Source organism: Nocardioides aquiterrae (assembly GCF_039526625.1).
Lineage (GTDB): Bacteria > Actinomycetota > Actinomycetes > Propionibacteriales > Nocardioidaceae > Nocardioides > Nocardioides aquiterrae.
In genome coordinates, this window is record NZ_BAAAJE010000005.1 from 17,225 (window position 1) to 38,951 (window position 21,727).

23 protein-coding genes are annotated in these 21,727 nt (G+C 72.7%); 9 read left to right on the forward strand and 14 right to left on the reverse strand.

What is annotated here, in order from left to right:
- Positions 1-59: 59 nt before the first annotated feature.
- Together ABD086_RS06490 and ABD086_RS06495 are read right to left on the reverse strand one after the other, a co-directional pair.
- A complete protein-coding gene (locus tag ABD086_RS06490; RefSeq protein ID WP_343906665.1) occupies positions 60-2,072 on the reverse strand; it encodes a molybdopterin oxidoreductase family protein in 2,013 nt (670 codons plus the stop codon).
- On the reverse strand, positions 2,072-3,520 hold the full coding sequence (locus ABD086_RS06495; protein WP_343906666.1) for an MFS transporter: 1,449 nt from the start codon (positions 3,518-3,520) through the stop codon (positions 2,072-2,074). Before ABD086_RS06495 ends, ABD086_RS06490 begins: the two co-directional genes overlap by 1 nt.
- A 276-nt stretch (positions 3,521-3,796) precedes the next feature.
- Here ABD086_RS06495 and ABD086_RS06500 point away from each other — a divergent pair, with 276 nt between their 5' ends.
- The 6 genes from ABD086_RS06500 (at position 3,797) to ABD086_RS06525 (ending at position 10,043) form a co-directional block, all read left to right on the forward strand.
- Positions 3,797-4,159, forward strand: a complete 363-nt coding sequence (locus tag ABD086_RS06500) for a DUF485 domain-containing protein (protein ID WP_343906667.1) — start codon at positions 3,797-3,799, stop codon at positions 4,157-4,159.
- On the forward strand, positions 4,156-5,760 hold the full coding sequence (locus ABD086_RS06505; RefSeq protein ID WP_343906668.1) for a solute symporter family protein: 1,605 nt from the start codon (positions 4,156-4,158) through the stop codon (positions 5,758-5,760). Before ABD086_RS06500 ends, ABD086_RS06505 begins: the two co-directional genes overlap by 4 nt.
- Positions 5,761-5,845: 85 nt before the next feature.
- Entirely contained in the window at positions 5,846-7,825 is a 1,980-nt protein-coding gene (gene acs, locus ABD086_RS06510) for an acetate--CoA ligase (protein WP_343906669.1), read from the forward strand.
- A 60-nt stretch (positions 7,826-7,885) separates the two neighbouring features.
- Positions 7,886-8,317 carry a hypothetical protein gene (locus tag ABD086_RS06515; RefSeq protein WP_343906670.1) on the forward strand — a complete coding sequence of 144 codons (432 nt, stop codon included), beginning with the start codon at positions 7,886-7,888 and terminating at the stop codon, positions 8,315-8,317.
- Between the two features lie 62 nt (positions 8,318-8,379).
- Positions 8,380-9,618, forward strand: coding sequence for a Na+/H+ antiporter NhaA (gene nhaA / locus ABD086_RS06520; RefSeq protein WP_343906671.1), 1,239 nt, complete (start codon positions 8,380-8,382; stop codon positions 9,616-9,618).
- 20 nt (positions 9,619-9,638) lie between these two features.
- Complete coding sequence (locus ABD086_RS06525; RefSeq protein WP_343906672.1) at positions 9,639-10,043, forward strand: phage holin family protein; 405 nt, start codon at positions 9,639-9,641, stop codon at positions 10,041-10,043.
- A gap of 103 nt (positions 10,044-10,146) precedes the next feature.
- Here ABD086_RS06525 and ABD086_RS06530 read toward each other — a convergent pair whose 3' ends face one another.
- From ABD086_RS06530 to nth, 4 genes are read right to left on the reverse strand one after another with little or no spacing between them, the layout of a single operon-like run.
- Positions 10,147-11,322: a MarP family serine protease gene (locus ABD086_RS06530; protein ID WP_343906673.1), complete on the reverse strand. Its 1,176-nt coding sequence runs from the start codon at positions 11,320-11,322 to the stop codon at positions 10,147-10,149.
- Positions 11,319-12,029 (reverse strand): NUDIX hydrolase, encoded by a 711-nt coding sequence (locus ABD086_RS06535; protein ID WP_343906674.1) that lies wholly within the window; start codon positions 12,027-12,029, stop codon positions 11,319-11,321. Before ABD086_RS06535 ends, ABD086_RS06530 begins: the two co-directional genes overlap by 4 nt.
- Complete coding sequence (locus tag ABD086_RS06540; RefSeq protein ID WP_343906675.1) at positions 12,026-12,622, reverse strand: TlpA family protein disulfide reductase; 597 nt, start codon at positions 12,620-12,622, stop codon at positions 12,026-12,028. Before ABD086_RS06540 ends, ABD086_RS06535 begins: the two co-directional genes overlap by 4 nt.
- Positions 12,619-13,335 (reverse strand): endonuclease III, encoded by a 717-nt coding sequence (gene nth / locus ABD086_RS06545; protein WP_343906676.1) that lies wholly within the window; start codon positions 13,333-13,335, stop codon positions 12,619-12,621. Before nth ends, ABD086_RS06540 begins: the two co-directional genes overlap by 4 nt.
- A 145-nt stretch (positions 13,336-13,480) precedes the next feature.
- Here nth and ABD086_RS06550 point away from each other — a divergent pair, with 145 nt between their 5' ends.
- A complete protein-coding gene (locus ABD086_RS06550) occupies positions 13,481-14,158 on the forward strand; it encodes a Crp/Fnr family transcriptional regulator (protein WP_343906677.1) in 678 nt (225 codons plus the stop codon).
- 63 nt (positions 14,159-14,221) lie between these two features.
- On the opposite strand, the gene ABD086_RS06555 is transcribed toward ABD086_RS06550, so the two are convergent.
- The 6 genes from ABD086_RS06555 to ABD086_RS06580 form a co-directional block, all read right to left on the reverse strand.
- Positions 14,222-15,121, reverse strand: a complete 900-nt coding sequence (locus ABD086_RS06555) for a DUF559 domain-containing protein (protein WP_343906678.1) — start codon at positions 15,119-15,121, stop codon at positions 14,222-14,224.
- A 163-nt stretch (positions 15,122-15,284) separates the two neighbouring features.
- On the reverse strand, positions 15,285-16,094 hold the full coding sequence (locus ABD086_RS06560; RefSeq protein WP_343906679.1) for an MBL fold metallo-hydrolase: 810 nt from the start codon (positions 16,092-16,094) through the stop codon (positions 15,285-15,287).
- Positions 16,091-16,960, reverse strand: a complete 870-nt coding sequence (locus tag ABD086_RS06565) for an NUDIX hydrolase (protein WP_343906680.1) — start codon at positions 16,958-16,960, stop codon at positions 16,091-16,093. Before ABD086_RS06565 ends, ABD086_RS06560 begins: the two co-directional genes overlap by 4 nt.
- 5 nt (positions 16,961-16,965) lie before the next feature.
- Entirely contained in the window at positions 16,966-17,430 is a 465-nt protein-coding gene (locus ABD086_RS06570) for a RidA family protein (protein WP_343906681.1), read from the reverse strand.
- Positions 17,427-17,585, reverse strand: coding sequence for a Sp36 family protein (gene sp36 / locus ABD086_RS06575; protein WP_343906682.1), 159 nt, complete (start codon positions 17,583-17,585; stop codon positions 17,427-17,429). Before sp36 ends, ABD086_RS06570 begins: the two co-directional genes overlap by 4 nt.
- A 28-nt stretch (positions 17,586-17,613) precedes the next feature.
- Positions 17,614-18,888: an Nramp family divalent metal transporter gene (locus ABD086_RS06580; protein WP_343906683.1), complete on the reverse strand. Its 1,275-nt coding sequence runs from the start codon at positions 18,886-18,888 to the stop codon at positions 17,614-17,616.
- Between the two features lie 92 nt (positions 18,889-18,980).
- On the opposite strand from ABD086_RS06580, the gene ABD086_RS06585 reads away from it, so the two are divergent.
- Both ABD086_RS06585 and ABD086_RS06590 read left to right on the forward strand, forming a co-directional pair.
- Positions 18,981-19,940: an MFS transporter gene (locus tag ABD086_RS06585; protein ID WP_343906684.1), complete on the forward strand. Its 960-nt coding sequence runs from the start codon at positions 18,981-18,983 to the stop codon at positions 19,938-19,940.
- Entirely contained in the window at positions 19,940-20,329 is a 390-nt protein-coding gene (locus tag ABD086_RS06590; RefSeq protein ID WP_343906685.1) for a hypothetical protein, read from the forward strand. The genes ABD086_RS06585 and ABD086_RS06590 overlap by 1 nt, the downstream gene beginning before the upstream one ends.
- Here the strand turns inward: ABD086_RS06590 and ABD086_RS06595 are convergent.
- A complete protein-coding gene (locus tag ABD086_RS06595; protein WP_343906686.1) occupies positions 20,274-20,876 on the reverse strand; it encodes a dihydrofolate reductase family protein in 603 nt (200 codons plus the stop codon). The genes ABD086_RS06590 and ABD086_RS06595 overlap by 56 nt on opposite strands.
- A gap of 38 nt (positions 20,877-20,914) precedes the next feature.
- Positions 20,915-21,643, reverse strand: a complete 729-nt coding sequence (locus ABD086_RS06600) for an SDR family oxidoreductase (protein ID WP_343906687.1) — start codon at positions 21,641-21,643, stop codon at positions 20,915-20,917.
- Positions 21,644-21,727: the final 84 nt, after the last annotated feature.

Genomic DNA, 21,727 nt, shown 5'->3' on the forward strand with positions numbered 1-21,727 from the left:
CGACCCGACGAGGTCGGCCAGGCGGGCGGCAGCCATCCCGGCGCCGACGACGATGACCCTCATGCGGTCACCGCCGCGGCACAGACCTTGAACTCCGGCATCCGGCTCGAGGGATCGAGGGCGTCGTTGGTGAGCCGGTTCGCGCCGACCCAGTGGAACGGCACGAACACCGTGTCCGGACGGATCGTGTCGACCACCCGCGCCGGCGCCTTCAGCTCGCCGCGCCGCGTGGTGACGACCACGGGGCGGCCGTCGTAGGCCCCGATCCGGTCGGCGAGCATCGGGTGGATCTCGACGAACGGACCGTCGTCGGGGAGCGCGCGGACCCGCCGGGTCTGCGCGCCGGACTGGTACTGGGCGAGCACCCGCCCGGTCGTGAGGTGGACCGGGTACGCCGGGTCGACCGGCTCGGCCGGGCCACGGTGCTCGACGGCGACGAACCGGGCGCGGCCGTCCTCGTGGGCGAACCGCTCCTCGAACAGCCGCGGTCCGGCCCAGAAGACGCCGTGCTCCTCGCGGATCCGGTCGTAGGTGATGGCGGAGTAGTCCGCCCGGCCGCCGGCCGACGCCCGGCCGAGCTCGGCGAACACCTCCTCGGGGTCGGTCGCGAAGTCGTGGCCCAGGCGCGCGGCCAGGCCGGCCATCACCTCGAGGTCGCTGCGCACCCCCGCCGGGGGCTCGACGGCCTGCTGGCGCAGCACCACCCGGCCCTCGAGGTTGGTCATCGTCCCGGTCTCCTCGGCCCACTGGGTGACGGGGAGGACGACGTCGGCGATCGCCGCGGTCTCGCTCATCACGAGGTCGGCGACGACGAGCAGGTCGAGGGCGCCCAGCCGCTCGGCGACGTGGGAGGCGTTCGGCGCGGAGACGACGATGTTGGAGCCGAACACCAGCAGCGCCTTCGGTCCGGAGTCGGTGCCCAGGGCGTCGAGCAGCTCGTACGCCGAACGGCCCTGGCCGGGCAGCGTCTCCGGGTCCACGCCCCAGACCCGGGCGACGTGGGCACGGGCCGCGGGGTCGTCGATCATCCGGTAGCCCGGGAGCTGGTCGGCCTTCTGGCCGTGCTCGCGGCCGCCCTGGCCGTTCCCCTGGCCCGTGAGGCACCCGTAGCCGGCGTACCGCCGGCCCGGCATGCCGAGCGTGAGTGCGACGTCGATCCAGGCGAGCACGGTGTCGGTGCCCTGGGCGTGCTGCTCGGCGCCGCGGGCGGTGAGGACCATGACCCGCTCGGCGGCGGCGAGCCTGGTCGCCAGCGTCCGCACCTCCGCCGACGGGATGCCGGTCACCCGCTCGACCCGCTCCGGCCACCACGCCGAGACGGCCCGCTGCACCGCGGGCCAGCCGGTCGTGCGCGCGGCGACGTACTGCTCGTCGACCGCGCCGGCGGAGTCGAGCAGGTGCAGGACGCCGAGCGCGAGCGCGAGGTCGGTGCCGGGCACCGGCTGGAGGAACGTGTCGGCGCGGTCGGCGGTCGGGGTACGGCGCGGGTCGACGACGACCACGTGGCCGCCGTTCTCGCGGAGCCGGTCGAGGTGGCGCGCGGCCGGCGGCATCGTCTCGGCGAGGTTGCTGCCGACCAGGACGAGCACGTCGGTGTGCTCGACGTCCGCCAGGGGGAACGGCAGCCCGCGGTCGACACCGAACGCCCGGTTGGCGGCCGACGCCGCGGACGACATGCACCAGCGTCCGTTGTAGTCGACCTGGCTGGTGCCGAGCGCCACCCGGGCGAGCTTGCCGAGCTGGTAGGCCTTCTCGTTGGTGAGCCCGCCGCCCCCGAAGACGCCGACCGCGTCGGCGCCGTACCGCTGCTGGAGCTCGCGCAGCCGGCCGGCGACCAGGTCGAGTGCCTCGTCCCAGCCGGTCGCGCGGAGCTCGCCGGTCGCCCGGTCGCGCACCAGCGGCGTGGTCAGCCGCTCGCGGTGGCCGCGCAGCCCGGTGGCGGTCCACCCCTTGCGGCACAGCGCCCCCTCGTTGACGGGGAACTCCGGCCACGGCTGGACCTCCAGCGCGCGACGGCCCTCGAGGACCATCCCGCACTGGAGCGAGCAGTAGGGGCAGTGGGTCCGCGTCATCAGACTCCAGCCATCGCGAGCTTCGCCGCGCGGGCCGGGCGGCGCAGGTAGACGCCCCAGCAGACCAGCGCGCACAGCACGTAGTACGCCGCGAACACCGCGAACGCGCCCTGGGTGGCGGCCATCGGGTCGTCGACCCACGGCGAGCTGAAGGCGATCGGGATGAGGAAGCCGCCGAGCGCACCGGCCGCGCCGACGACGCCGAGCGCCGCCGAGGACTGCTTGGTCGCGACGTCGATCGCCGCGGCACGCTCCGGCGTACCGGCCCGGGTCGTGGTCTCGGCCTCGCGCCGCCAGATCGCCGGGATCATCTTGTACGCCGAGCCGTTGCCGATGCCGGTCGCGGCGAAGATCAGCAGGAAGAACCCGAGGAACCACGGGAAGTACATCCGGTTGTCGCTCGCGATCGCGGGGTCCGCACCCGGGTTGGGCGTCAGCTGCAGGAGCGTCACCAGCACCGCCAGCGTCGACACGACCATGCCGACCAGCGCCGCCAGGGTCACGCGCGCGCCGCCGAGGCGATCGGCGAGCCACCCGCCGAACGGCCGGGTCACCGAACCGATGCCGGCGCCGAGGAAGGCGAAGTAGGCGAAGTAGATGCCGGTGCCGAGCGGGGCCGGCTCCGGCACCCAGAAGTTGAGCTTGATGAGCAGCGGCATCGCGGCGGAGTAGCCGATGAACGAGCCGAACGTCCCGATGTAGAGGAACGCCATGATCCAGGTGTGCCGCTTGCGGACGACGGCGAGCTGCGCGCGGGGGTTGCTCCGCGCGGACGTGAGGTTGTCCATCCAGAGGTACGCCGCGACGGTCGCGCAGACCGCGAGGCCGGCGTACACGAATCCGGCGGTCTCCAGGTGGATCCCACCCTGCGAGGCCTTGACCAGCCCGAAGATGCCGGCGCCGCCGATCAGCACCGGCAGCAGCAGCTGGATCACCGAGACGCCCAGGTTGCCGCCCGCCGCGTTGAGGCCGAGGGCGGTGCCCTTCTTGTCGGCCGGGTAGAAGAAGTTGATGTTCGCCATCGAGCTGGCGAAGTTGCCGCCGCCGAAGCCGGCGGTCGCCGCGATCAGGCAGAACGCCCAGTACGGGGTGCCCGGGTCCTGCACCGCGACCGCGAACAACAGCGTCGGGACCAGCAGCAGCGCGGCGCTGATCATCGTCCAGTTGCGGCCCCCGAACCGGGGCACGGCGAACGTGTAGGGCAGCCGGAGCAGCGACCCCACCAGGTTGGGCAGCGCGACCAGGAGGAACAGCTGCTGCGGCGAGAACGCGAACCCCATCTGGAGCAGGAACGCGGCGCTCACGCTCCAGATCAGCCAGACCGAGAACCCGAGGTGCTCGGCGAAGATCGACCAGACCAGGTTGCGGCGGGCGACCCGCCGCCCGCCGTTCTCCCAGAACTCCGGGTCCTCCGGCCGCCAGTCGTCGATCCATCGTGTCGTCGTCATGCGCCCCACGCTCCGTGGCGCAGGTTTCGGCTGCGCCAGGCCGCCGTACCGGCGACGTCAACTTGTCCTCACGGCCTCACGAGCCGCACACCCTCACGACGGCGCCACCGCCGGAGCGGACGGCCCGCGGCCGGAACGACCGTTCGTCGCTCCGGACCGACCGCTCACCGATCCGGCGCGGCCACTCGGCGCGTGGGGCGTGTTCGCACCTCGGCGGCCGGGCACCGGGCTACGTACGGTGACGCCGATCACATCCCGCGCGAGAAGGGTGCTCCCGTGTCCAGTCTCGACCAGTACCACGACCATGCCCGCCGGCACGACCCGGTGTACGACGACCTCCATGCCACGCCGGAGTTCACCCGGCTGCGCGCGGCGTACCGGAACTTCGTGTTCCCGGCGACGGTCGCCTTCCTGACCTGGTACCTCCTCTACGTCGTCATGTGCAACTGGGCGACCGACTTCATGGCCACGGAGATCGGCGACAACATCAACGTCGCACTGGTCTTCGGCCTCCTGCAGTTCGTCACCACGTTCCTCATCGCCTTGCTCTACGCCCGCTACATGGGCAGCCGGGTCGACCCGCTCGCCCGCGGCCTCGAGGAGCGCTACAACAGCGAGACCCGTGGAGGCGCGCGATGAGCAGCGACACCCTCACCGCGATCCTGTTCGTCGCGGTCGTCCTCGTCACCGTCGGCATCACGTTCTGGGCGAGCCGCCAGACCAAGGGGGCCGCGGACTTCTACGCCGGCGGCCGCGGGTTCTCGGGCTTCCAGAACGGCATGGCGATCTCCGGCGACTACATGTCCGCGGCGTCGTTCCTCGGCATCTCCGGAGCCATCGCGCTGTTCGGGTACGACGGCTTCCTCTACTCGATCGGGTTCCTGGTGGCCTGGCTGGTGGCCCTGCTGCTGGTGGCCGAGCTGCTGCGCAACTCCGGGCGCTACACGATGGCCGACCAGCTGGCGTACCGGATGAAGCAGCGCCCGGTCCGCACCGCGGCGTCCACGTCGACCGTCGTCGTCTCGATCTTCTACCTGCTCGCGCAGATGGTCGGCGCCGGCGCGCTGGTCGCCCTGCTGCTCGGGGCCGACTCCGAGGCGACGAAGAACCTGACGATCGTCGCGGTCGGCCTGCTGATGATCTTCTACGTCACCGTCGGCGGCATGAAGGGCACCACCTGGGTGCAGATCGTCAAGGCGGTGCTGCTGATGAGCGGCACCATCCTGATCACGATCCTGGTGCTCGCGAAGTTCGACTTCGACTTCGGTGAGCTCCTCGGCGCAGCGGCGTCGAACACCGGCAAGGGCGACGCGTTCCTCCAGCCCGGGCTGAAGTACGGCATCGACACCACGTCGAAGATCGACTTCCTCAGCCTCGGCCTGGCCCTGGTGCTCGGTACGGCGGGACTGCCGCACATCCTGATCCGCTTCTACACGGTGCCGACGGCCAAGGCCGCGCGCACGTCCGTGCTCTGGGCGATCGGGCTGATCGGCGCGTTCTACCTGATGACCCTGGCGCTGGGCTTCGGCGCGGCGGCGCTGCTCGACACCGGGCCGGACAGCGAGGTCGCGGCCTCGGGAGGCAACCTGGCCTCGCCGCTGCTCGCGGAGGCGGTCGGCGGCGGCGCCGGCACCACCGGAGGTGCGGTCCTGCTCGCGCTGATCTCGGCGGTCGCGTTCGCCACGATCCTCGCGGTCGTCGCGGGCCTGACCCTGACCTCGGCGTCGTCGGTGGCCCACGACCTCTACGCGACGGTGTTCAAGCGGGGTGCGGCCACCGAGCGCGACGAGGTGCGGGTCGCGAAGATCTCGGCGTTCGTGATCGGCGGCATCGCGATCGCGCTGGCGATCCCCGCGCAGAAGCTGAACATCGCGTTCCTGGTCGCGCTGGCGTTCGCGGTCGCGGCGTCGGCGAACCTGCCGTCGCTGATCTACAACCTGTTCTGGCGTCGGTTCAACACGCGTGGTGCCACCTGGGCGATCTACGGCGGCCTGATCGCCTCGGTCGGCCTGGTGTTCTTCTCGCCGGTCGTCTCCGGCTCGGAGACGGCGCTGTTCGTCGACCACGACTGGTCCTGGTTCCCGCTGAGCAACCCGGGCATCGTCTCGATCCCGACCGGCTTCCTCCTCGGCTGGCTCGGCACGGTGACGTCGAACGAGCCGGAGACGGCCGACCGGTACACCGAGCTCGAGGTGCGGGCCCTCACCGGCGCCGGAGCCGAGCAGGCCGTCCACCACTGACATCCGACCACCGGTACCCGCCACGCTGGACGAGCGTCCTAATGTGGCGGGTACCACTACGTCCCCCGGAGAGCCAGGAGAGAACGTGAGCGAAGAAACGCTGTCCAACCTCCTCAAGGAGGACCGCCGGTTCGAGCCGCCGCCGGCGATCGCCGAGAACGCGAACCTCAAGGCGGACGCCTACGAGCGGGCCGCCGCGGACCGCGAGGCGTTCTGGGCCGAGCAGGCCGAGCGCCTGGACTGGGACACGAAGTGGGACCGCGTCCTGGACTGGGACGACCCGCCGTTCGCGAAGTGGTTCGTGGGCGGGAAGCTCAACGCGTCGTACAACTGCGTGGACCGGCACGTCGAGGCCGGCCGCGGCGACAAGGTCGCGCTGCACTGGGTCGGCGAGCCGGTCGACGACACCAGGGACATCACCTACGCCCAGCTCAAGGACGAGGTCTCCCGGGCCGCGAACGCGCTGACCGAGCTCGGCGTGGGCACCGGCGACCGGGTGGCGATCTACCTGCCGATGATCCCGGAGGCCGTGGTCGCGATGCTGGCCTGCGCGCGGATCGGGGCCCCGCACACGGTGGTGTTCGGCGGCTTCTCCGCCGACGCGCTGGCCTCGCGGCTCGAGGACTGCCAGGCGAAGGTCGTCATCACCTCGGACGGCGGCTACCGGCGCGGCGCGCCGTCGGCGCTGAAGCCCGCGGTCGACGAGGCGCGCGCGAAGACGGCCTCGAACGGGCACACGGTCGAGAAGGTGCTCGTCGTGCGCCGCACCGGGCAGGACGTCGACTGGGACGACGACGTCGACGTCTGGTGGCACGACGCGGTCGACGGTGCGTCGGCCGACCACACGCCCGAGGCGTTCGACTCCGAGCACCCGCTGTACGTCATGTACACCTCGGGCACGACCGGGAAGCCGAAGGGCATCCTGCACACCACCGGCGGCTACCTGACCGGCTGCTCGTACACCCACTGGGGGGTGTTCGACCTCAAGCGGGACACCGACGTGTACTGGTGCTCGGCCGACATCGGCTGGGTCACCGGCCACTCGTACATGGTCTACGGGCCGCTCGCGAACGGCGCCACGCAGGTGATGTACGAGGGCACGCCGGACTCCCCCGAGCGCGGCCGCTGGTGGCAGATCATCCAGGACTACGGCGTGACGATCTTCTACACCGCGCCCACCGCGATCCGGTCGTTCATGAAGCAGGGCCGCGAGATCCCGGACAAGTACGACATGTCCTCGCTGCGGATCCTCGGCTCGGTCGGTGAGCCGATCAACCCCGAGGCGTACGTGTGGTACCGCCACGTGATCGGCGGCGACCGCACCCCCGTGGTTGACACCTGGTGGCAGACCGAGACCGGCGCGATCATGATCAGCCCGCTCCCGGGCGTCACCGCCGGCAAGCCGGGCTCGGCGATGACCCCCATCCCGGGCGTCTCGGCGGAGGTCGTCGACGAGGAGGGCACTCCGGTCCCGAACGGGTCCGGCGGCTACCTCGTCCTCACCGAGCCGTGGCCGTCGATGCTGCGCACCATCTGGGGCGACGACGAGCGGTTCCGCGACACGTACTGGTCGCGCTTCTCCAAGCAGGGCTACTACTTCGCCGGCGACGGCGCGAAGAAGGACGAGGACGGCGACATCTGGGTCCTCGGCCGCGTGGACGACGTGATGAACGTGTCCGGGCACCGGCTGTCGACCACCGAGATCGAGTCCGCCCTGGTCTCGCACCCCAAGGTCGCCGAGGCGGCGGTCGTCGGCGCGAAGGACGAGGACACCGGCCAGGCGGTCTGCGCGTTCGTCATCCTCCGCGACGAGGCCGGCGACGGCGGCGAGGACATCGTCAAGGAGCTGCGCCAGCACGTCCGCAAGGAGATCGGCCCGATCGCGACGCCGCGGCAGATCATGGTCGTGCCCGAGCTGCCCAAGACCCGCTCCGGCAAGATCATGCGCCGCCTGCTGCGCGACGTCGCCGAGCACCGCGAGGTCGGCGACGTCACCACGCTCGCCGACTCCTCGGTGATGGACCTGATCTCCTCGGGCATCGACTCCGGCAAGGCCGAGGACTGACGCATTTCTTCACCACCCGGGGCTCCCCAGCAGGGGCGCCCCGGGTGTGTCATGGGGAGCATGAGCATCCTGCGCGCCCCCGTCCTGGTGGCCGTCGCGCTCGCCGGCGCCCTCCTGGTCCCGGCGTCGACGTCCGCTCAGCCCGCCCGCGAGACCACCGCCGGCAGGACACACGTCATCGCCGACTGCGTCCACCGCACGGTGAAGCCCCGCAAGGTCATCGCGACCTGCGGTGACGCCAACGTCTACGCCGTCGTGAAGCGCTACGGCTCGTGGCGCGCGGAGGAGGCGTGGGGCAGCGGCCGGCTGCACCTGAACGACTGCGACCCCAGCTGCGCCGAGGGGACCTTCCACTCCTACCGGGCGACGTTCCGCTTCCACCGGGTCGTGGACACCCGGCACGGGCCGCTGTTCACGCGGCTCGGGGCGACCTGGCTCCAGGGTGGCGAGCAGCAGAACGCGCAGTACAGCCTCCCCAGGCGGCGCTTGTAGGCTGGCACCGGTGCGCCGGGAAGTCTGGTCGGCAGTCCGCAGCCGACCCCCGAGGAGATCCCGTGCCCCACCCGAGCCGCCGGCTCTTCACCCGGGGGACCCGCCTCGAGGACACCCGGATCGCCGAGGCGCTGCGCGCCGAGACGACGGGCGGCCTGCTGCTCATCGTGGCCGCGACCGTGGCGCTGGTGTGGTCGAACACCCCGTGGGCATCGGCGTACGACGACCTGCGCGACCTGTCGGTCGGTCCGCTGACGCTCGGCACCTGGGCGGCGGACGGCCTGCTCGCCGTCTTCTTCTTCGTCGCCGGCCTGGAGCTCAAGTCCGAGTTCGTGACCGGTGACCTGCGCGACCCGCGCCGCGCGGCACTGCCGGTCGTCGCCGCGGTCGGCGGCATGGTGGTGCCCGCAGCGATCTACGTGCTCTGGAACGCCGGCGGCGCCCTGGCGGGCTGGGCGATCCCGACCGCGACCGACATCGCGTTCGCGGTCGCCGTCCTCGCGGTGATCAGCACCCACCTGCCGACCGGGCTGAGGACCTTCCTCCTGACGCTCGCGGTGGTCGACGACCTGCTCGCGATCACGATCATCGCGATCTTCTACACCGACGCGCTGCACCCCGTCTGGCTGCTGGCGGCCGTGCTGCCGGTGGCGACCTTCCGGTGGCTGGTCCGCCGGGGGTACGGCGCCTGGGCGCTGCTGCCGCCGGCCGCGCTCGCGTGGGTGTTCGTCCACGAGTCCGGCATCCACGCGACCGTCGCGGGTGTGGTCCTGGGGTTCATGGTCCCGGTGGCCCGGGCCGGCCGCATCGGGCACGTCGTACGGCCGATCTCCGCGGGGTTCGCCGTCCCCGTCTTCGCGTTCTTCGCGGCCGGGGTGACCGTCGGGGGCTGGGACGGGCTGGTCTCCGCGCTCTCCGACCCGGTCGCGCTCGGCGTGCTCACCGGCCTGGTGGTCGGCAAGACCGTCGGCGTGGCCGGCTCGACCTGGCTGCTCGCGACGTTCACGCGGGCAGACCTCGACGACGAGCTGAGCTGGGTCGACGTGATCGGGCTGTCGATGCTGGCGGGGATCGGGTTCACGGTCTCGCTGCTGATCGGCGAGCTGGCGTTCGGCACCGGCACGGTGGAGGACGACCACGTGAAGGTGGGGGTCCTGGTCGGCTCGCTGGCCGCCGCCCTCGTGGCAACGGTCGTGCTCCGGGCCCGCAACCGGGTCTACCGCCGGCTCTGCGTCGAGGAGCAGCGTGACCGCGATGCGGACGGGGTACCTGACGTCTACCAACGCGACGACGGCGAGTGAGGATCTGTAGGGTGACGCGCATGGCGAGCAATCACGTGCAGGACTCCGACCCGACCATCGGTCGACTCGTCCACGACGCCACCAAGGACATCTCCACGCTGGTCCAGAAGGAGATCCAGCTCGCCAAGTCGGAGCTGAAGGTCAGCGTGAAGGCGGGCGGCACCGGCATCGGCCTGTTCGCGGGCGCTGCGTTCATCGGCGTCCTCGCGATCATCATGCTCTCGGTGTCGATCGCCTACTTCATCAACTGGAACGGCGACGGTCTCGCCCTGCACTGGGCGTTCCTCATCGTGTTCGGGTTCTACCTGCTGGTGGCGGCGCTGCTGGTCTTCGTCGGCGTGCGCAAGGTCAAGCAGGTGAAGGCGCCGGAGCGCGCGATCGAGCAGGGGCGTGAGATCCCGAAGGCGCTCAAGGGTCAGAGCTAGCGGAGACGCGTCAGCGGATCCGCTGAGGGTGGTCGAGCGAGCCGCGACCGAGGAACGAGGTCGCGACCGGCGTGTCGAGACCCGGTGAGCCGGACGACGACCTCTACCCCGCACACCCGCCCGTCGAGACCTGCGCCGAGCTGCTCTGCCCGGTCGCGGCCGCCTGCGCCACCTGGGACGCGGTGAGCGCGTAGCCGGTGTCGTGGTCGGTGACCGAGGCGGCGAACACGACGCCCGCGACGTCGCCCGCCGAGGTGACGATCGGGCCGCCGGAGTTGCCGGGGAGGATCCGGCCGCGCAGCGAGTACACCTCGCGGATCACCGCGCCGTCGCCGTAGATGTTCGGTGAGCGGAGCCGCTGCTCGGCGCGGATGCGGGCCGGCTCGACGCGGTAGGGGCCGTCCTGCGGGTAGCCGAGGATCGCCACACCCTGCTGGGCCTTGACCTGCTGGTCGAAGTCCAGGGCCGGGAGCCCGCCGCTGTCGAACGCCAGGACGGCCACGTCGATGTCGGGGTTGTAGTAGACGACGTCGGCGTCGACCGTGTTGTCGCCCACGATCACCTCGGGGTTGTCGATGCCGGCGACCACGTGCGCGTTGGTCATCAGCCGGTTGGCGGCGTACACGAAGCCCGAGCCCTCGACGCCGCGGCCGCACTCGTTGGTGCCGCGGACCTTCAGCACGCTCTGCTCCGCACGCTGCACGTCGGGGTCGCTGAGCAGCCGCTTCGGGCCCGGGCCGACGTCGACGATCCGCTCCGGCGCGAACGGCTCGAGGTAGCGCGGGAAGAAGCTGGTGCCGACCACGTCGTTGAACGCCTGCAGCGCGTTGCTGGCGGACGCCGGGAGCACCTCGTCCACCTCGGCGAGCACCGCGGAGCTGCGCACGAGCGGGGTGATCCCACCGATCCGGGAGCCCGAGATCGCGACGCCCAGCGCCCACGCGACGATGAGGACGGCGACCGCGCTCAGCGCGGCGCCCCCGATGGCGTCGAGGGCGCGGGCCGGCTGCCAGGTGATCCGGTCGCGGATCCGGCTGCCGACGAACTGGAAGACCGCCTGGCCGAGGGACGCCGACAGGATCACGATGAACAGGGCGCCGAGCGACACCATCAACGACGGGTTGGCGTCACCGAGGGCGATCGGCGCCAGCCAGACGCCGAACAGGCCGCCCAGCAGCAGCCCCCCGGTCGCGAAGGCGCCCGTGATGAAGCCCTGCCAGTAGCCGGAGAGGGCGTAGGCCAGCACCAGCACGATGAGGAGCCAGTCGAGCAGGTTCACTCGTCGTCCTCCTCGGTGTCGGGGTCGTCCTCGATGTCCAGCAGCCGGGACCGTCGGGGGTCAGCCTGCAGCATGTACCCCGGCAGGTCCCGCACCCGCGTCTCGTCCCACGGACGCGTCCAGCCCAGGAAGTCGAAGAGCCGGGCGATGATCCCGCCGGTGAAGCCCCACAGGATCACGTCCTTGTCGGGGCCGATGAGGAACCCGGGGCTGGTGTAGCCGATCCGCGGGTGCTGGACCATCACCCGGTGCTCGGGGTCCAGGAGCTCGTCGATCGGCACGTGGTGGATGGCGTGCACCTCCGCCGGGCTGACGATGCTCACCTCGGCCGGCTCGGCCCGCCAGCCCAGGACGGGCGTCACCGCGAAGTTGCTCGGCGGCAGCCAGAGCTCGGGCAGCCGCCCGAACACCTCGACCGACGCCGGGTCCAGCCCGATCTCCTCCTGGGCCTCGCGGAGCGCGGCCTCGACCGCCGTCTCGCCGGGATCGACCGACCCGCCCGGGAACGACACCTGCCCGGGGTGCGACCGCATGTCGTGCGCGCGCTCGGTGAGCAGCAGCTCGCCGCCCTGCGCCCCCTCCCCGAACAGCATGAGGACGGCGCCCGGGCGCGCGTCGCCCCCCGGCGGCGGGGTGAACCGGGTGAGGTCGCCCACCGAGATCGCCTCCGCGCCCGCCCGGACCGGCTCGAGCCAGTCGGGGATCACAGGGCGATCCCGTGCTGCTGCGCGAGCTCGACGAGCTCGTCGGCGGAGTCGATGCCGCCCGGGACGGTGCTGACCTCGCCGTCGGCGGTCACGAAGACGAACACCGGGATGCCGCGGATGACCGGCACCGGCGCGTTCGCGTTGAGGTCCCCGCCCGGGTCGGCGACCAGCGGGTAGGTGACGCCGCTGCGCTCGGCGAGCTCGAGCGCCGCGGCCGGCTGCGGGTCCTGGTAGTCGACGCCCAGCACGCCGACGCGGTCGCCGTACCGCTCGTGGAACTCCTGGATCGCGGGCATCTCGACGCGGCAGGGGCCGCAGTTGGAGGCCCAGAGATTGAGGACCAGCGGCCCCCGGAGGGTCGAGAGGTCGACCTCGGGACCTCCACCGAGGCAGGGCAGCGTCAGGTCCGGGAGGCCGGCGCCGGTGCCGGTGCCGGGCGCGCAGTCGGCGACGTCGGTCTGGCGCTTGAGCTTCACGAGCGCCGGGGTGTCGACGTCGATGCTGGACCGGCCGGGGGGCCGCACGTCCTCGGCGTTGCACCCGGCCAGCACCAGCACGGCCGCGGCGAGCGCGGCCGGGCGGAGGAGCCTCATGCCCGGCCCTCGGTCTTGACCAGCGTGGCCGCGACGACCGGGTCGGTCGGGCCCGCGCCGTACGACGGGCACCACTTCGCCACCGGGCAGGCGCCGCACGCGGGCTTCTGCGAGTGGCAGATGCGGCGGCCGTGCCAGATCAGGTGGTGGCTGAGCATCGTCCAGTCCTTCTTCGGGAACAGCGCGCCGACCGCGTGCTCGACCTTGACCGGGTCGGTCTCCTCGGTCCAGCCGAACCGGCGCGCCAGGCGCCCGAAGTGCGTGTCGACGGTGATGCCCGGGATGCCGAACGCGTTGCCGAGGACGACGTTCGCGGTCTTGCGGCCGACGCCGGGGAGCTTGACCAGGTCCTCCAGGCGCGGCGGCACCTGGCCGTCGTGGTGCTCCACCAGCGCGGCGCTCAGCTTCAGCAGCGACTCGGTCTTGGCGCGGAAGAACCCGAGCGGGCCGATGATCCCCTCCAGGGTGGCCCGGTCGGCGGCGGCCATCGCCTTCGCGTCGGGGTACGCCGCGAACAGCTTGGGCCGCACGGCGTTGACCCGCTTGTCGGTGGTCTGCGCGCTCAGCACCGTCACCACGAGCAGCTGGAACGGGTCGTCGAAGTCCAGCTCGGTCGTCGCGTCCGGGTAGGTCTCGGCGAGCACCCGGTCGATCTTCCGGGCGCGGCGCACCAGGCCGGTGCGGGTCTCGGCGGCGACGGGGGCGGCGGGCACGCGCCCCAGCGTACGGCGGGCCGTGGACACCGCCGATTCCGGCTGGGAATCCGCCGCGCCCGACCGGCTGGTTCCTGTGATGTTTTGCACTGGATAGGATTCGCCGCGGAGCCCGTCTTCCGCGGGCCCGTTGCGAGGAGGATTCGTGGACAACGACGTACTGCGCCAGGCGCCGCTGTTCAGCGCGCTCGACGACGAGGCCGCTACCGCGCTGCGCGCGTCGATGGCGGAGACCAGGCTGCGCCGTGGGGACGTGCTGTTCCACGAGGGCGACTCCGGCGACAAGCTCTACATCGTGCTCGACGGCAAGGTGAAGCTCGGCCGCACCTCGTCCGACGGCCGGGAGAACCTCCTCGCGATCCTCGGCCCCGGCCAGATGTTCGGCGAGCTGTCGCTCTTCGACCCCGGCCCGCGCTCCGCCACCGTCACCGCCGTGACCGACGCGTCGTTCGCGTCGCTGTCGCACGAGGACCTGCTGCGCTGGCTCGAGGGCCGGCCCGTGGTCGCCCGCGGGCTGCTCGCCCAGCTCGCCGGCCGGCTGCGCAAGGCCAACGACGTGGTGGCGGACCTGGTGTTCTCCGACGTCCCCGGCCGCGTCGCCAAGGCGCTGCTCGACCTCGCCGACCGCTTCGGCCGGACCGCCGACGACGGCGTGCACGTCCACCACGACCTCACCCAGGAGGAGCTCGCCCAGCTGGTCGGCGCCTCCCGCGAGACCGTCAACAAGGCGCTGGCCGACTTCGCCTCCCGCGGCTGGCTGCGCCTCGAGCCCCGCTCGGTCGTGATCATGGACGTCGAGCGCCTGGCCCGCCGCGCCCGTTGACGTCGAGTCCGGACTTGTGACGCTCGAGTCGGGACTTCTCGTCAGTCGAGTCCGGACTTCTCGTCACCATCTCCGGTTGGAGTAGCTCGGGGCGAGCGCTGACCGAAGCTCGGTGAGCCAACCGGCGAGCTGCGGATCGCTGAAGCCACCCTCGCGCACGACGATGACTGTCCAGCCGTGGTCGCGCAGCCACTGGCGTCGGCCCTCGTCGTAGGCCTCTCGCCCTTCGTGCGCCTCGCCACCGTCGTACTCGACGCAGACCCGGTGGCGCGGATACGCGAAGTCCAACCGGTAGGTCGGGACGCCGTTGATCGCGATCCAGAACTGGGGCTCGGGCAGCGCCACGCCCGCGTCGGCGATCGCCAGGTATACCCAAGCCTCGCGCTGGGACTCGATCCGGTGGTCGACCAGAGACACCAGCTCTCGGAGCTGGACGACCCCGCGACGCCGGCGAAAGCGGCGGAGGGCCCGCCGGTAGTCCTCCGGGGTGAGGCCGAACCGGTGCGCGAAGGCGCAGAGGGCGGCGAACGCCTCGCGCCGACGCAGGACGCATCCCAGGTCGAGCGCCGTCCGCAGCGGGGTGGTCACCAGGGTTCCGTGCAGCTCCATGATGTCCTCGGGCTGCAGGTCGCGCGTGCGCCCGTCGACTCCCTCGAGCGTCGTCGGTTCGTGACCACGCAGCGCGCACGTCTCGATCGGGGGGACGTCGTCGTGCTCGGCGTACACATGGGTGTCGATGTCATGCAGCCAGGCGGCCGTCCGGTCCGTCACGACGTGGTGCGGCCGCGCGGCCTTCGCCACCGCGCGAGCGCGGAGCTCGATGGTGTCCGGGAGGTGCGCCGCCACCAACACGCCTCGCACCGTGGTGCGGACGGTCCCCTGACGGACCGCCCGGCGCACGGCCGCGGTCGACATGCCCAGCTCATCGGGTCTGAAGGGCCCGTCGGGCCAGTTCTGCTCCATGCGGCGAGCCTGTCCTCGCTCTCTCGGGCCGGGGGCAGACATGGCCCACCGCTGTGGAAAACGCGGCGCGAGGCATCAGCCGGGACGCCAACCGGGCTGTCCGCTGTCCGGAACTCCGGACTCGACCGTCACAACTCCCGACTCGACGGTCAGAAGTCCGGACTCAACGGGAGGCGAGGTAGGCGAGCTGGGCGCGGACGGAGAGCTCGGCGGCGCCCCAGAGGGACGGGTCGACGTCGGCGTAGACCACCTCGACAACGCGGCGGGGCAGCGTCTCGTCCTCGGCGACGTCGGACGACAGCGGTACGGCGAGCTCGCGCAGGGCGGCCTCGACCTGGGCCAGCCGCTCGCGCCGGTGGGCGAGGTAGAAGTCGAGCACACCGAGGGCGTCGTCGAGGACCGGGCCGTGGGCCGGCCAGAGCGCGCGCACGTCGCCGGCCGCGGCGAGCGCCCGCATCCGGGTGATCGAGTCGAAGTACGGGCCGAGCTGGCCGTCGGGATGGGCGACGACCGTCGTGCCGCGGCCGAGCACCATGTCACCGGTGAGCAGGACGCCGTCGGCGGGGACCACGAACGACACCGAGTCCGCGGTGTGCCCGGGCGTGGTCAGCACCCGCAGCGAGAGGCCGTCCACGGTCAGGGACTCCCCGTCGGTCAGCGGCGCGGCGTCCACGCACAGCGACGGCTCGAGGGCCCGGACCGCGCAGCCCTTGCGCCGCGCGAACTCCGCGGCCACCTCCGCGTGGTCGAAGTGGTGGTGCGTGAGCAGCACCAGGGCCACGTCGCCGAGCTCGGCGGTCAGGCGCTCGAGGTGCCCGTCCTCGATCGGTCCCGGGTCGACCACGACGCACGCCGAGGCGCCGGGCTCCTGCAGCACCCACGTGTTGGTGCCGTCCAGCGTCATCGGCCCCGGGTTCGGGGCGAGCAGGCAGCGCCCGCGCGCGCCGAACGAGCCGCCCGACCAGGCGCTCATGCCGGGCGCCGTCCGGCCACCAGCGGCCGGAGCCGGTCGGGCATGGACAGCGTCCAGCCCTCGTCGAGCGGCTCGACCGTCGGGCAGAACATCTCCACCGACCGGGCGGCCGCGACCGCGAGCACCTCCTCGGGAGAGTCGTGCTCGCCCACCTCCATCGAGGTCAGGTACGTCGGCGGCATCAGCGCCAGATCACCCGTGTCGGCCTGCTCTGCGGCGACCCGCGCCGGGATCCAGGCGACCGACGACGACTCGGTCGACACGTCGCGCGTCACCTGGCCGAGCGGCAGCGAGGCGACGAAGAACCAGGTCCGGTAGCGCTTCGGCTCGAACGCCGGCGTCAGCCAGGCGTCCCAGACGCCGAGCAGGTCGGTGCGCAGCACCAGCCCGCGGCTGTTCAGGAACTCCGTCATCGACAGCTCCCGCGACTCCAGTGCGGCCCGGTCGGCCTCCCAGTCCTCGCCGGTCGTGTCGGCGACGACGTCCGTGGACGACGTCCCGGCCAGCAGCACGCCGGACTCCTCGAACGTCTCCCGCACCGCGGCGCAGACCAGGGCCCGCGCGGTCTCCTCGTCGCACCCGAGCCGCGCCGCCCACTCCGCCGGGGTCGGCCCGGCCCAGGCCACCGCCGCGTCGAAGTCGCGCGGGTCGACGCCGCCGCCGGGGTAGACGCACATCCCGCCCGCGAACTCCATCGAGACGTGCCGGCGCAGGTAGTACACCTCCGGACCCTGCTCGGACGGCCGCATCAGGATCACCGTGGCGGCGTTCCGCGGCTCCACGGGGGTCTGCCGCCCGTCCTCGAACTCCCGGGCGAACTCGACCAGCCGGTCCGGCAGCGGGACCGGCGGGAGGGGGATCTGCACGCCGGCTACTCCGCCATGCGGACGACGATCTCGACCTCGACCGGCGCGTCCAGCGGCAGCACGGGTACGCCGACCGCCGACCGCGCGTGCACACCGGCGTCGCCGAAGACCTTGCCGAACAGCTCGGACGCACCGTTCGCGACGCCCGGCTGGCCGGTGAAGTCCGGGGTGGAGGCCACGAACGCGACCACCTTCACCACCTGCGCGACCCGGTCCAGGTCGCCGATCATCGACTTCACCGCGGCGATCGCGTTGAGCGCGCACTGCTGGGCGCACTCGGTCGCCTCCTCGGCGCTGACCTCGCCGCCGACCTTGCCGGTGACCATCAACTCGCCGTTCCGCATCGGCAGCTGGCCGGACGTGAACACCAGGTCGCCGGAGACGACCGCCGGGACGTACGCCGCCACCGGCTTGGCCACCTCCGGCACCGCGAGCCCGAGCTCGGCGAGGCGGTCCTCCGCGAGGCTCATCCCTGGACCGGCCGCTTGAAGTAACCGACGAGGTTCTCCGGGTTCATGCCGGGCGCGATCTGCACCAGCTCCCACCCGTCGGCGCCGAAGTTGTCCAGGATCTGCTTGGCCGCATGCGTCAGGATCGGCGCGGTCAGGTACTCCCACTTGGTCATGGGCGCACCCTACTCGCCGTCCGCGCGCTCACCAGAGGCCGACGTACGGCGCCAGCTGGGTGCGCACCTCGTTGGCGGCCAGCGCCGCGAAGAGCAGCGCGCACAGACCCATCAGGCCGTTGGACAGCCAGCGGTTGCGCCACTGCGCGGGCACGTCGTCGGAGCGCCGGTTGAGCAGCACCAGGAGCGTGACGGCGAGGAACGGCATGAACAGCGACCCCAGCACGCCGTACGCCAGGATCAGCCCGACCGGCTGGTCGAGCAGCAGGAGGAGCATCGGCGGGAACGTCAGCCACAGCAGGTAGGTGCGGAACAGCCGCCCGCCGGTGCGCGTCTCCTCGGCCCCGGGCGGCAGCCCGCGCAGGTTGCCGACGAAGTCCGCGAACATCAGGCTCACCCCGCTCCACACGCCGATCAGCGACGACATCGACGCCGCCCAGAAGCCCACCAGGAAGACCACGTGGTACGCCGTGCCGTACCGCTCCTCGAGCACGTCGGAGACGTCGACGAGGCCCCGGTCCCCCGCCGACAGCGCGATGTTCGCGGAGTAGAGCAGCTCGGCGCCGAGGATCAGCGTGCAGACGACGAACAGCCCGGTGACGGCGTAGGCGACGCCGTTGTCGATCCGCATCACCCGCATGAAGCGGGGCGTCGACCAGCCCTTCTCCCGCAGCCAGTAGCCGTAGGCCGCCAGCGTGATCGTGCCGCCGACCCCGCCGGCGAGGCCGAGGAGGTAGAGCAGGCTGCCCTCGGGGATGGCCGGCCGCAGCCCGCGCACGATCTCGCCGAGGTTCGGCGCGGTCCGCGCGGCCGCGCCGACCACCGCCACGAACATGATCCCGACCAGCGCCACCATGACCTTCTCGAACGACGCGTACGAGCCGAACCACACGAGCACCAGCCCGATCACCCCCGAGACGACCGCGACCCACCGCAGGTCCAGGTCCGGGAACAGCGCCACGACGGGCAGCGCGGACGACGACATCGCGGTGGCGCCGTACACGAAGCCCCACACCACGATGTACGGCGCGAAGTACCAGGTCGTCCAGCGGCCCATGCTGCGCCAGCCCTCGAAGATCGTGCGGCCGCTGGCCAGCGAGTACCGCCCGGCGCCCTCGACCAGCACCACCTTCATCACCGTCCCGAGGACCACCACCCACAGCAGCGTGTAGCCGTAGCGGGACCCGGCGACGAGCGTCGCGACCAGGTCGGCAGCTCCGACGCCGGTGGCGGCGACCACCAGGCCGGGTCCGACGACCCTCCATCTCGGCGGACGTTCGGCGACCTCGGTGTCGACGCTCATGGACGGTCCCTACCCGGCCCGGGCGGCCGGCATTCGGGCGACCCGCCGAACTCGGTTGACCTCAACCGCGGTTGAGGTCCTACCGTCCCTCCGTGACCCTGACCGCCCCCGCCACGACCCCGCGGCCCCGACTGCTCTCGCCGGCGTACGCCGTCACCACGGTCGGGATGTTCGCGCTGTGCGCGCTGGTGGCGTTCGAGGCGCTCGCCGTGACCACGGTGATGCCCACGGTGGCCGATGAGCTGGACGGGGTCGGGCTGTACGCGCTGGCGTTCGCGGCGCCGCTCGCCAGCGGCGTGGTCGGCATGGTGAGCGCCGGCGCGTGGAGCGACCGCCGCGGGCCCGCCGTACCCCTGGTGGCGTCCCTGGTCCTCTTCGCGGTCGGCCTGGTGGTCTGCGGCACGGCGCCGTCGATGGAGGTCCTGGTGGCCGGCCGCGTCCTGCAGGGCCTCGGCGGCGGCGCGCTCACCGTCGGCCTCTACGTGCTGGTCGGGCTGGTCTTCCCGGCGGTCCTGCAGCCCGCGGTCTTCGCGAGCTTCGCCGCCGCGTGGGTCCTGCCGTCGCTGTTCGGGCCGGCCCTCGCCGCGTGGGTGGCCCACGCGATCGGCTGGCGGTGGGTCTTCCTCGGGGCGGTCGCGCTGGCGGCCGCCGCCGGCGCCCTCGTGGCCCCCGCCCTCCGCCGGGTCGGTACGACGGCCGCGGGCGAGCCCACGCCGCGGTCCCGGCTCGCGTGGGCCCTGGTCGGCGCGGCCGCCGTCCTCGCCCTCGACGCCTTCCCGCCGGCCGCGCTCGTGGTGCTGCTCGCGCTGCGCCAGCTGCTGCCCGCCGGGGCGCTGCTCGCGCGCCCGGGGCTGCCGTCCGTGATCGGCACCCGCGGCCTGATGAGTGCGTCCTTCTTCGCGGCCGAGGCCTACATCGTGTTCGTCCTCGAGGAGAACTGGGGGCTCTCCGCGGGGATCGCCGGACTCGCCCTGACCGGCGTCGGCGTCCCTGGGCAGCGGCCAGCCAGGTCCAGTCCCGGATCGGCGAGCGGCTCTCGCACACCGCGGTGATGCGCTGGGGGTGCACCCTGCTCCTCCTCGGTACGGCGGGCCTGGCCCTGGCCGTCCGCGCGCACGTCCACCCCGCGCTGGCGATGGCGGCGTACGTCGTCGCCGGGGCGGGGATGGGCCTGGGCTACCCGCGCACCGGGGTGGCGATGCTCGCGGCCTCCACCGACGGCGACCGCGGCTTCAACTCCTCGGCGCTGTCCATCGCGGACTCGCTGGGCGGCGCGCTCGCGCTGTCGCTCGCCGGCGTCGTCTTCGCTCTCGGGCAGGACGCGGGCGTCGACCCGTTCACCGGGGTCTACGTGCTCGCGGTCGCCCTCGCGGCGCTGGCGGTCGTCACCGCAGCGCGTACCGGACATGGGTCGCGTACGGCGAGCTCCACGTCCCCGTGATCTCGAGGTCGAGGTCTCGGTCGAACCCCTCGAAGAGGCGCTTGCCCGCGCCCAGCACGACCGGAGCCGTCGAGATCGCCAGCTCGTCGACGACGCCTGCGGCGAGGCCCTGGCGGATCAGGTCGGCCCCGCCGCCGAGCGCGACGACGCCGTCACCCGCGAGCTCGCGGGCCGCCCGCAGGGCCGCGTCGAAGCCGTCGACGAAGTGGAAGCCGGTCTCGGCCGGCGGCTGGTCCTCCGTGCGGTGAGTGAGCACGACGAGCGGCCCGGGGAACGGGTTGGTGCCGCCCCACGCCCCCGCCGCCTCATACATCCCGCGGCCGACGATCCCGGCGCCCATGCCCGAGGTGAGCGCCTCGAAGAACTCGCGGTCGGCGCCCCGCATGCCGTCGGTGTCGCGGCCGTCGTCGGCGTACGCCCACGGCCCGCCCATGACCCAGTAGTGCAGCCGCTCGCCCCCGACGCCGAGGCCCTGCCCGGGGCGGTCGTCGGGGCCGACGACGTACCCGTCGACCGAGGTGGTGATGGAGGCGATGACCTTGTTCATGCCCGTACCGACCCGCCCAGCGGGCGGGACTCATCGCCTCACCGCGCGGCGAGCCACTCCTCGAAGGTGAGCCGCCCCCGCGGCCCGGCCCCCGCCGGGCAGAGGGCACCCGCCCGCATCGCCCGGCCGGCCTTCCCCGGCAGCGGCACGGGTACGACGCGTCGCCCGCGCGCGACCCGGCGCGCCAGGTCGGTCATCTGGTGCCGCTCCGGTCCGGCGAGCTCGGGCGCCCGCCCGGCGGGACCCGCCTCGGCGAGGTCGACCAGGTGGGCGGCGACCTCGCGGGCGGCGACCGGCTGGCTCAGCATCCGCGGCACCAGCGAGAACGGCCCGACCCGCGCGAAGCCCAGCGCCTGCTCGGCGAACTCGTGGAACTGCGTCGCCCGCAGCACCGTCCAGGGCAGCGGGCCCTCCGCCACGAGCCGCTCTTGGAGCCGCTTCCCCGCGTAGTAGCCCGTGTCCACGTCGTCGATGCCGACGATGGAGAGCACCACGTGGTGGCCCACGCCGGCCGCAGCCTCCGCGTCCAGCAGGTGGCGGGTGACGCCGCCGAAGAACGCCTCGGCCTCGGCCCGCTTCTGCGAGACGTGGTTGGTGGCGTCGACGACGGCCTCGACGCCGGCGAGCCGCTGGGCCAGGCCGGTGCCCGTGGTCAGGTCGGTGCCCGCCGACCGCGCGAGCACGACGACCTCGTGGCCGCGGGCAGCGGCCTCCTCGACCACCAGCCGGCCGACCAGTCCGGTGCCGCCGGCGACCGCCAGTCTCATGAGCAGCGCCGCATCAGACCAGCTCGGGCTCGGTCTTCTCGCGGACCTCGGCCTCGGTGACGCCGGGGGCCAGCTCGACCAGCT

Bases quoted from the DNA above. Each gene is read 5' to 3' on its own strand.
- ABD086_RS06490 (WP_343906665.1), bottom strand. From the start codon at position 2,072: ATGACGCGGACCCACTGCCCCTACTGCTCGCTCCAGTGCGGGATGGTC.
- ABD086_RS06495 (WP_343906666.1), bottom strand. From the start codon at position 3,520: ATGACGACGACACGATGGATCGACGACTGGCGGCCGGAGGACCCGGAG.
- ABD086_RS06505 (WP_343906668.1), top strand. From the start codon at position 4,156: ATGAGCAGCGACACCCTCACCGCGATCCTGTTCGTCGCGGTCGTCCTC.
- ABD086_RS06515 (WP_343906670.1), top strand. From the start codon at position 7,886: ATGAGCATCCTGCGCGCCCCCGTCCTGGTGGCCGTCGCGCTCGCCGGC.
- ABD086_RS06525 (WP_343906672.1), top strand. From the start codon at position 9,639: ATGGCGAGCAATCACGTGCAGGACTCCGACCCGACCATCGGTCGACTC.
- ABD086_RS06540 (WP_343906675.1), bottom strand. From the start codon at position 12,622: ATGAGGCTCCTCCGCCCGGCCGCGCTCGCCGCGGCCGTGCTGGTGCTG.
- ABD086_RS06555 (WP_343906678.1), bottom strand. From the start codon at position 15,121: ATGGAGCAGAACTGGCCCGACGGGCCCTTCAGACCCGATGAGCTGGGC.
- ABD086_RS06560 (WP_343906679.1), bottom strand. From the start codon at position 16,094: ATGAGCGCCTGGTCGGGCGGCTCGTTCGGCGCGCGCGGGCGCTGCCTG.
- ABD086_RS06570 (WP_343906681.1), bottom strand. From the start codon at position 17,430: ATGAGCCTCGCGGAGGACCGCCTCGCCGAGCTCGGGCTCGCGGTGCCG.
- sp36 (WP_343906682.1), bottom strand. From the start codon at position 17,585: ATGACCAAGTGGGAGTACCTGACCGCGCCGATCCTGACGCATGCGGCC.
- ABD086_RS06580 (WP_343906683.1), bottom strand. From the start codon at position 18,888: ATGAGCGTCGACACCGAGGTCGCCGAACGTCCGCCGAGATGGAGGGTC.
- ABD086_RS06590 (WP_343906685.1), top strand. From the start codon at position 19,940: ATGCGCTGGGGGTGCACCCTGCTCCTCCTCGGTACGGCGGGCCTGGCC.
- ABD086_RS06595 (WP_343906686.1), bottom strand. From the start codon at position 20,876: ATGAACAAGGTCATCGCCTCCATCACCACCTCGGTCGACGGGTACGTC.
- ABD086_RS06600 (WP_343906687.1), bottom strand. From the start codon at position 21,643: ATGAGACTGGCGGTCGCCGGCGGCACCGGACTGGTCGGCCGGCTGGTG.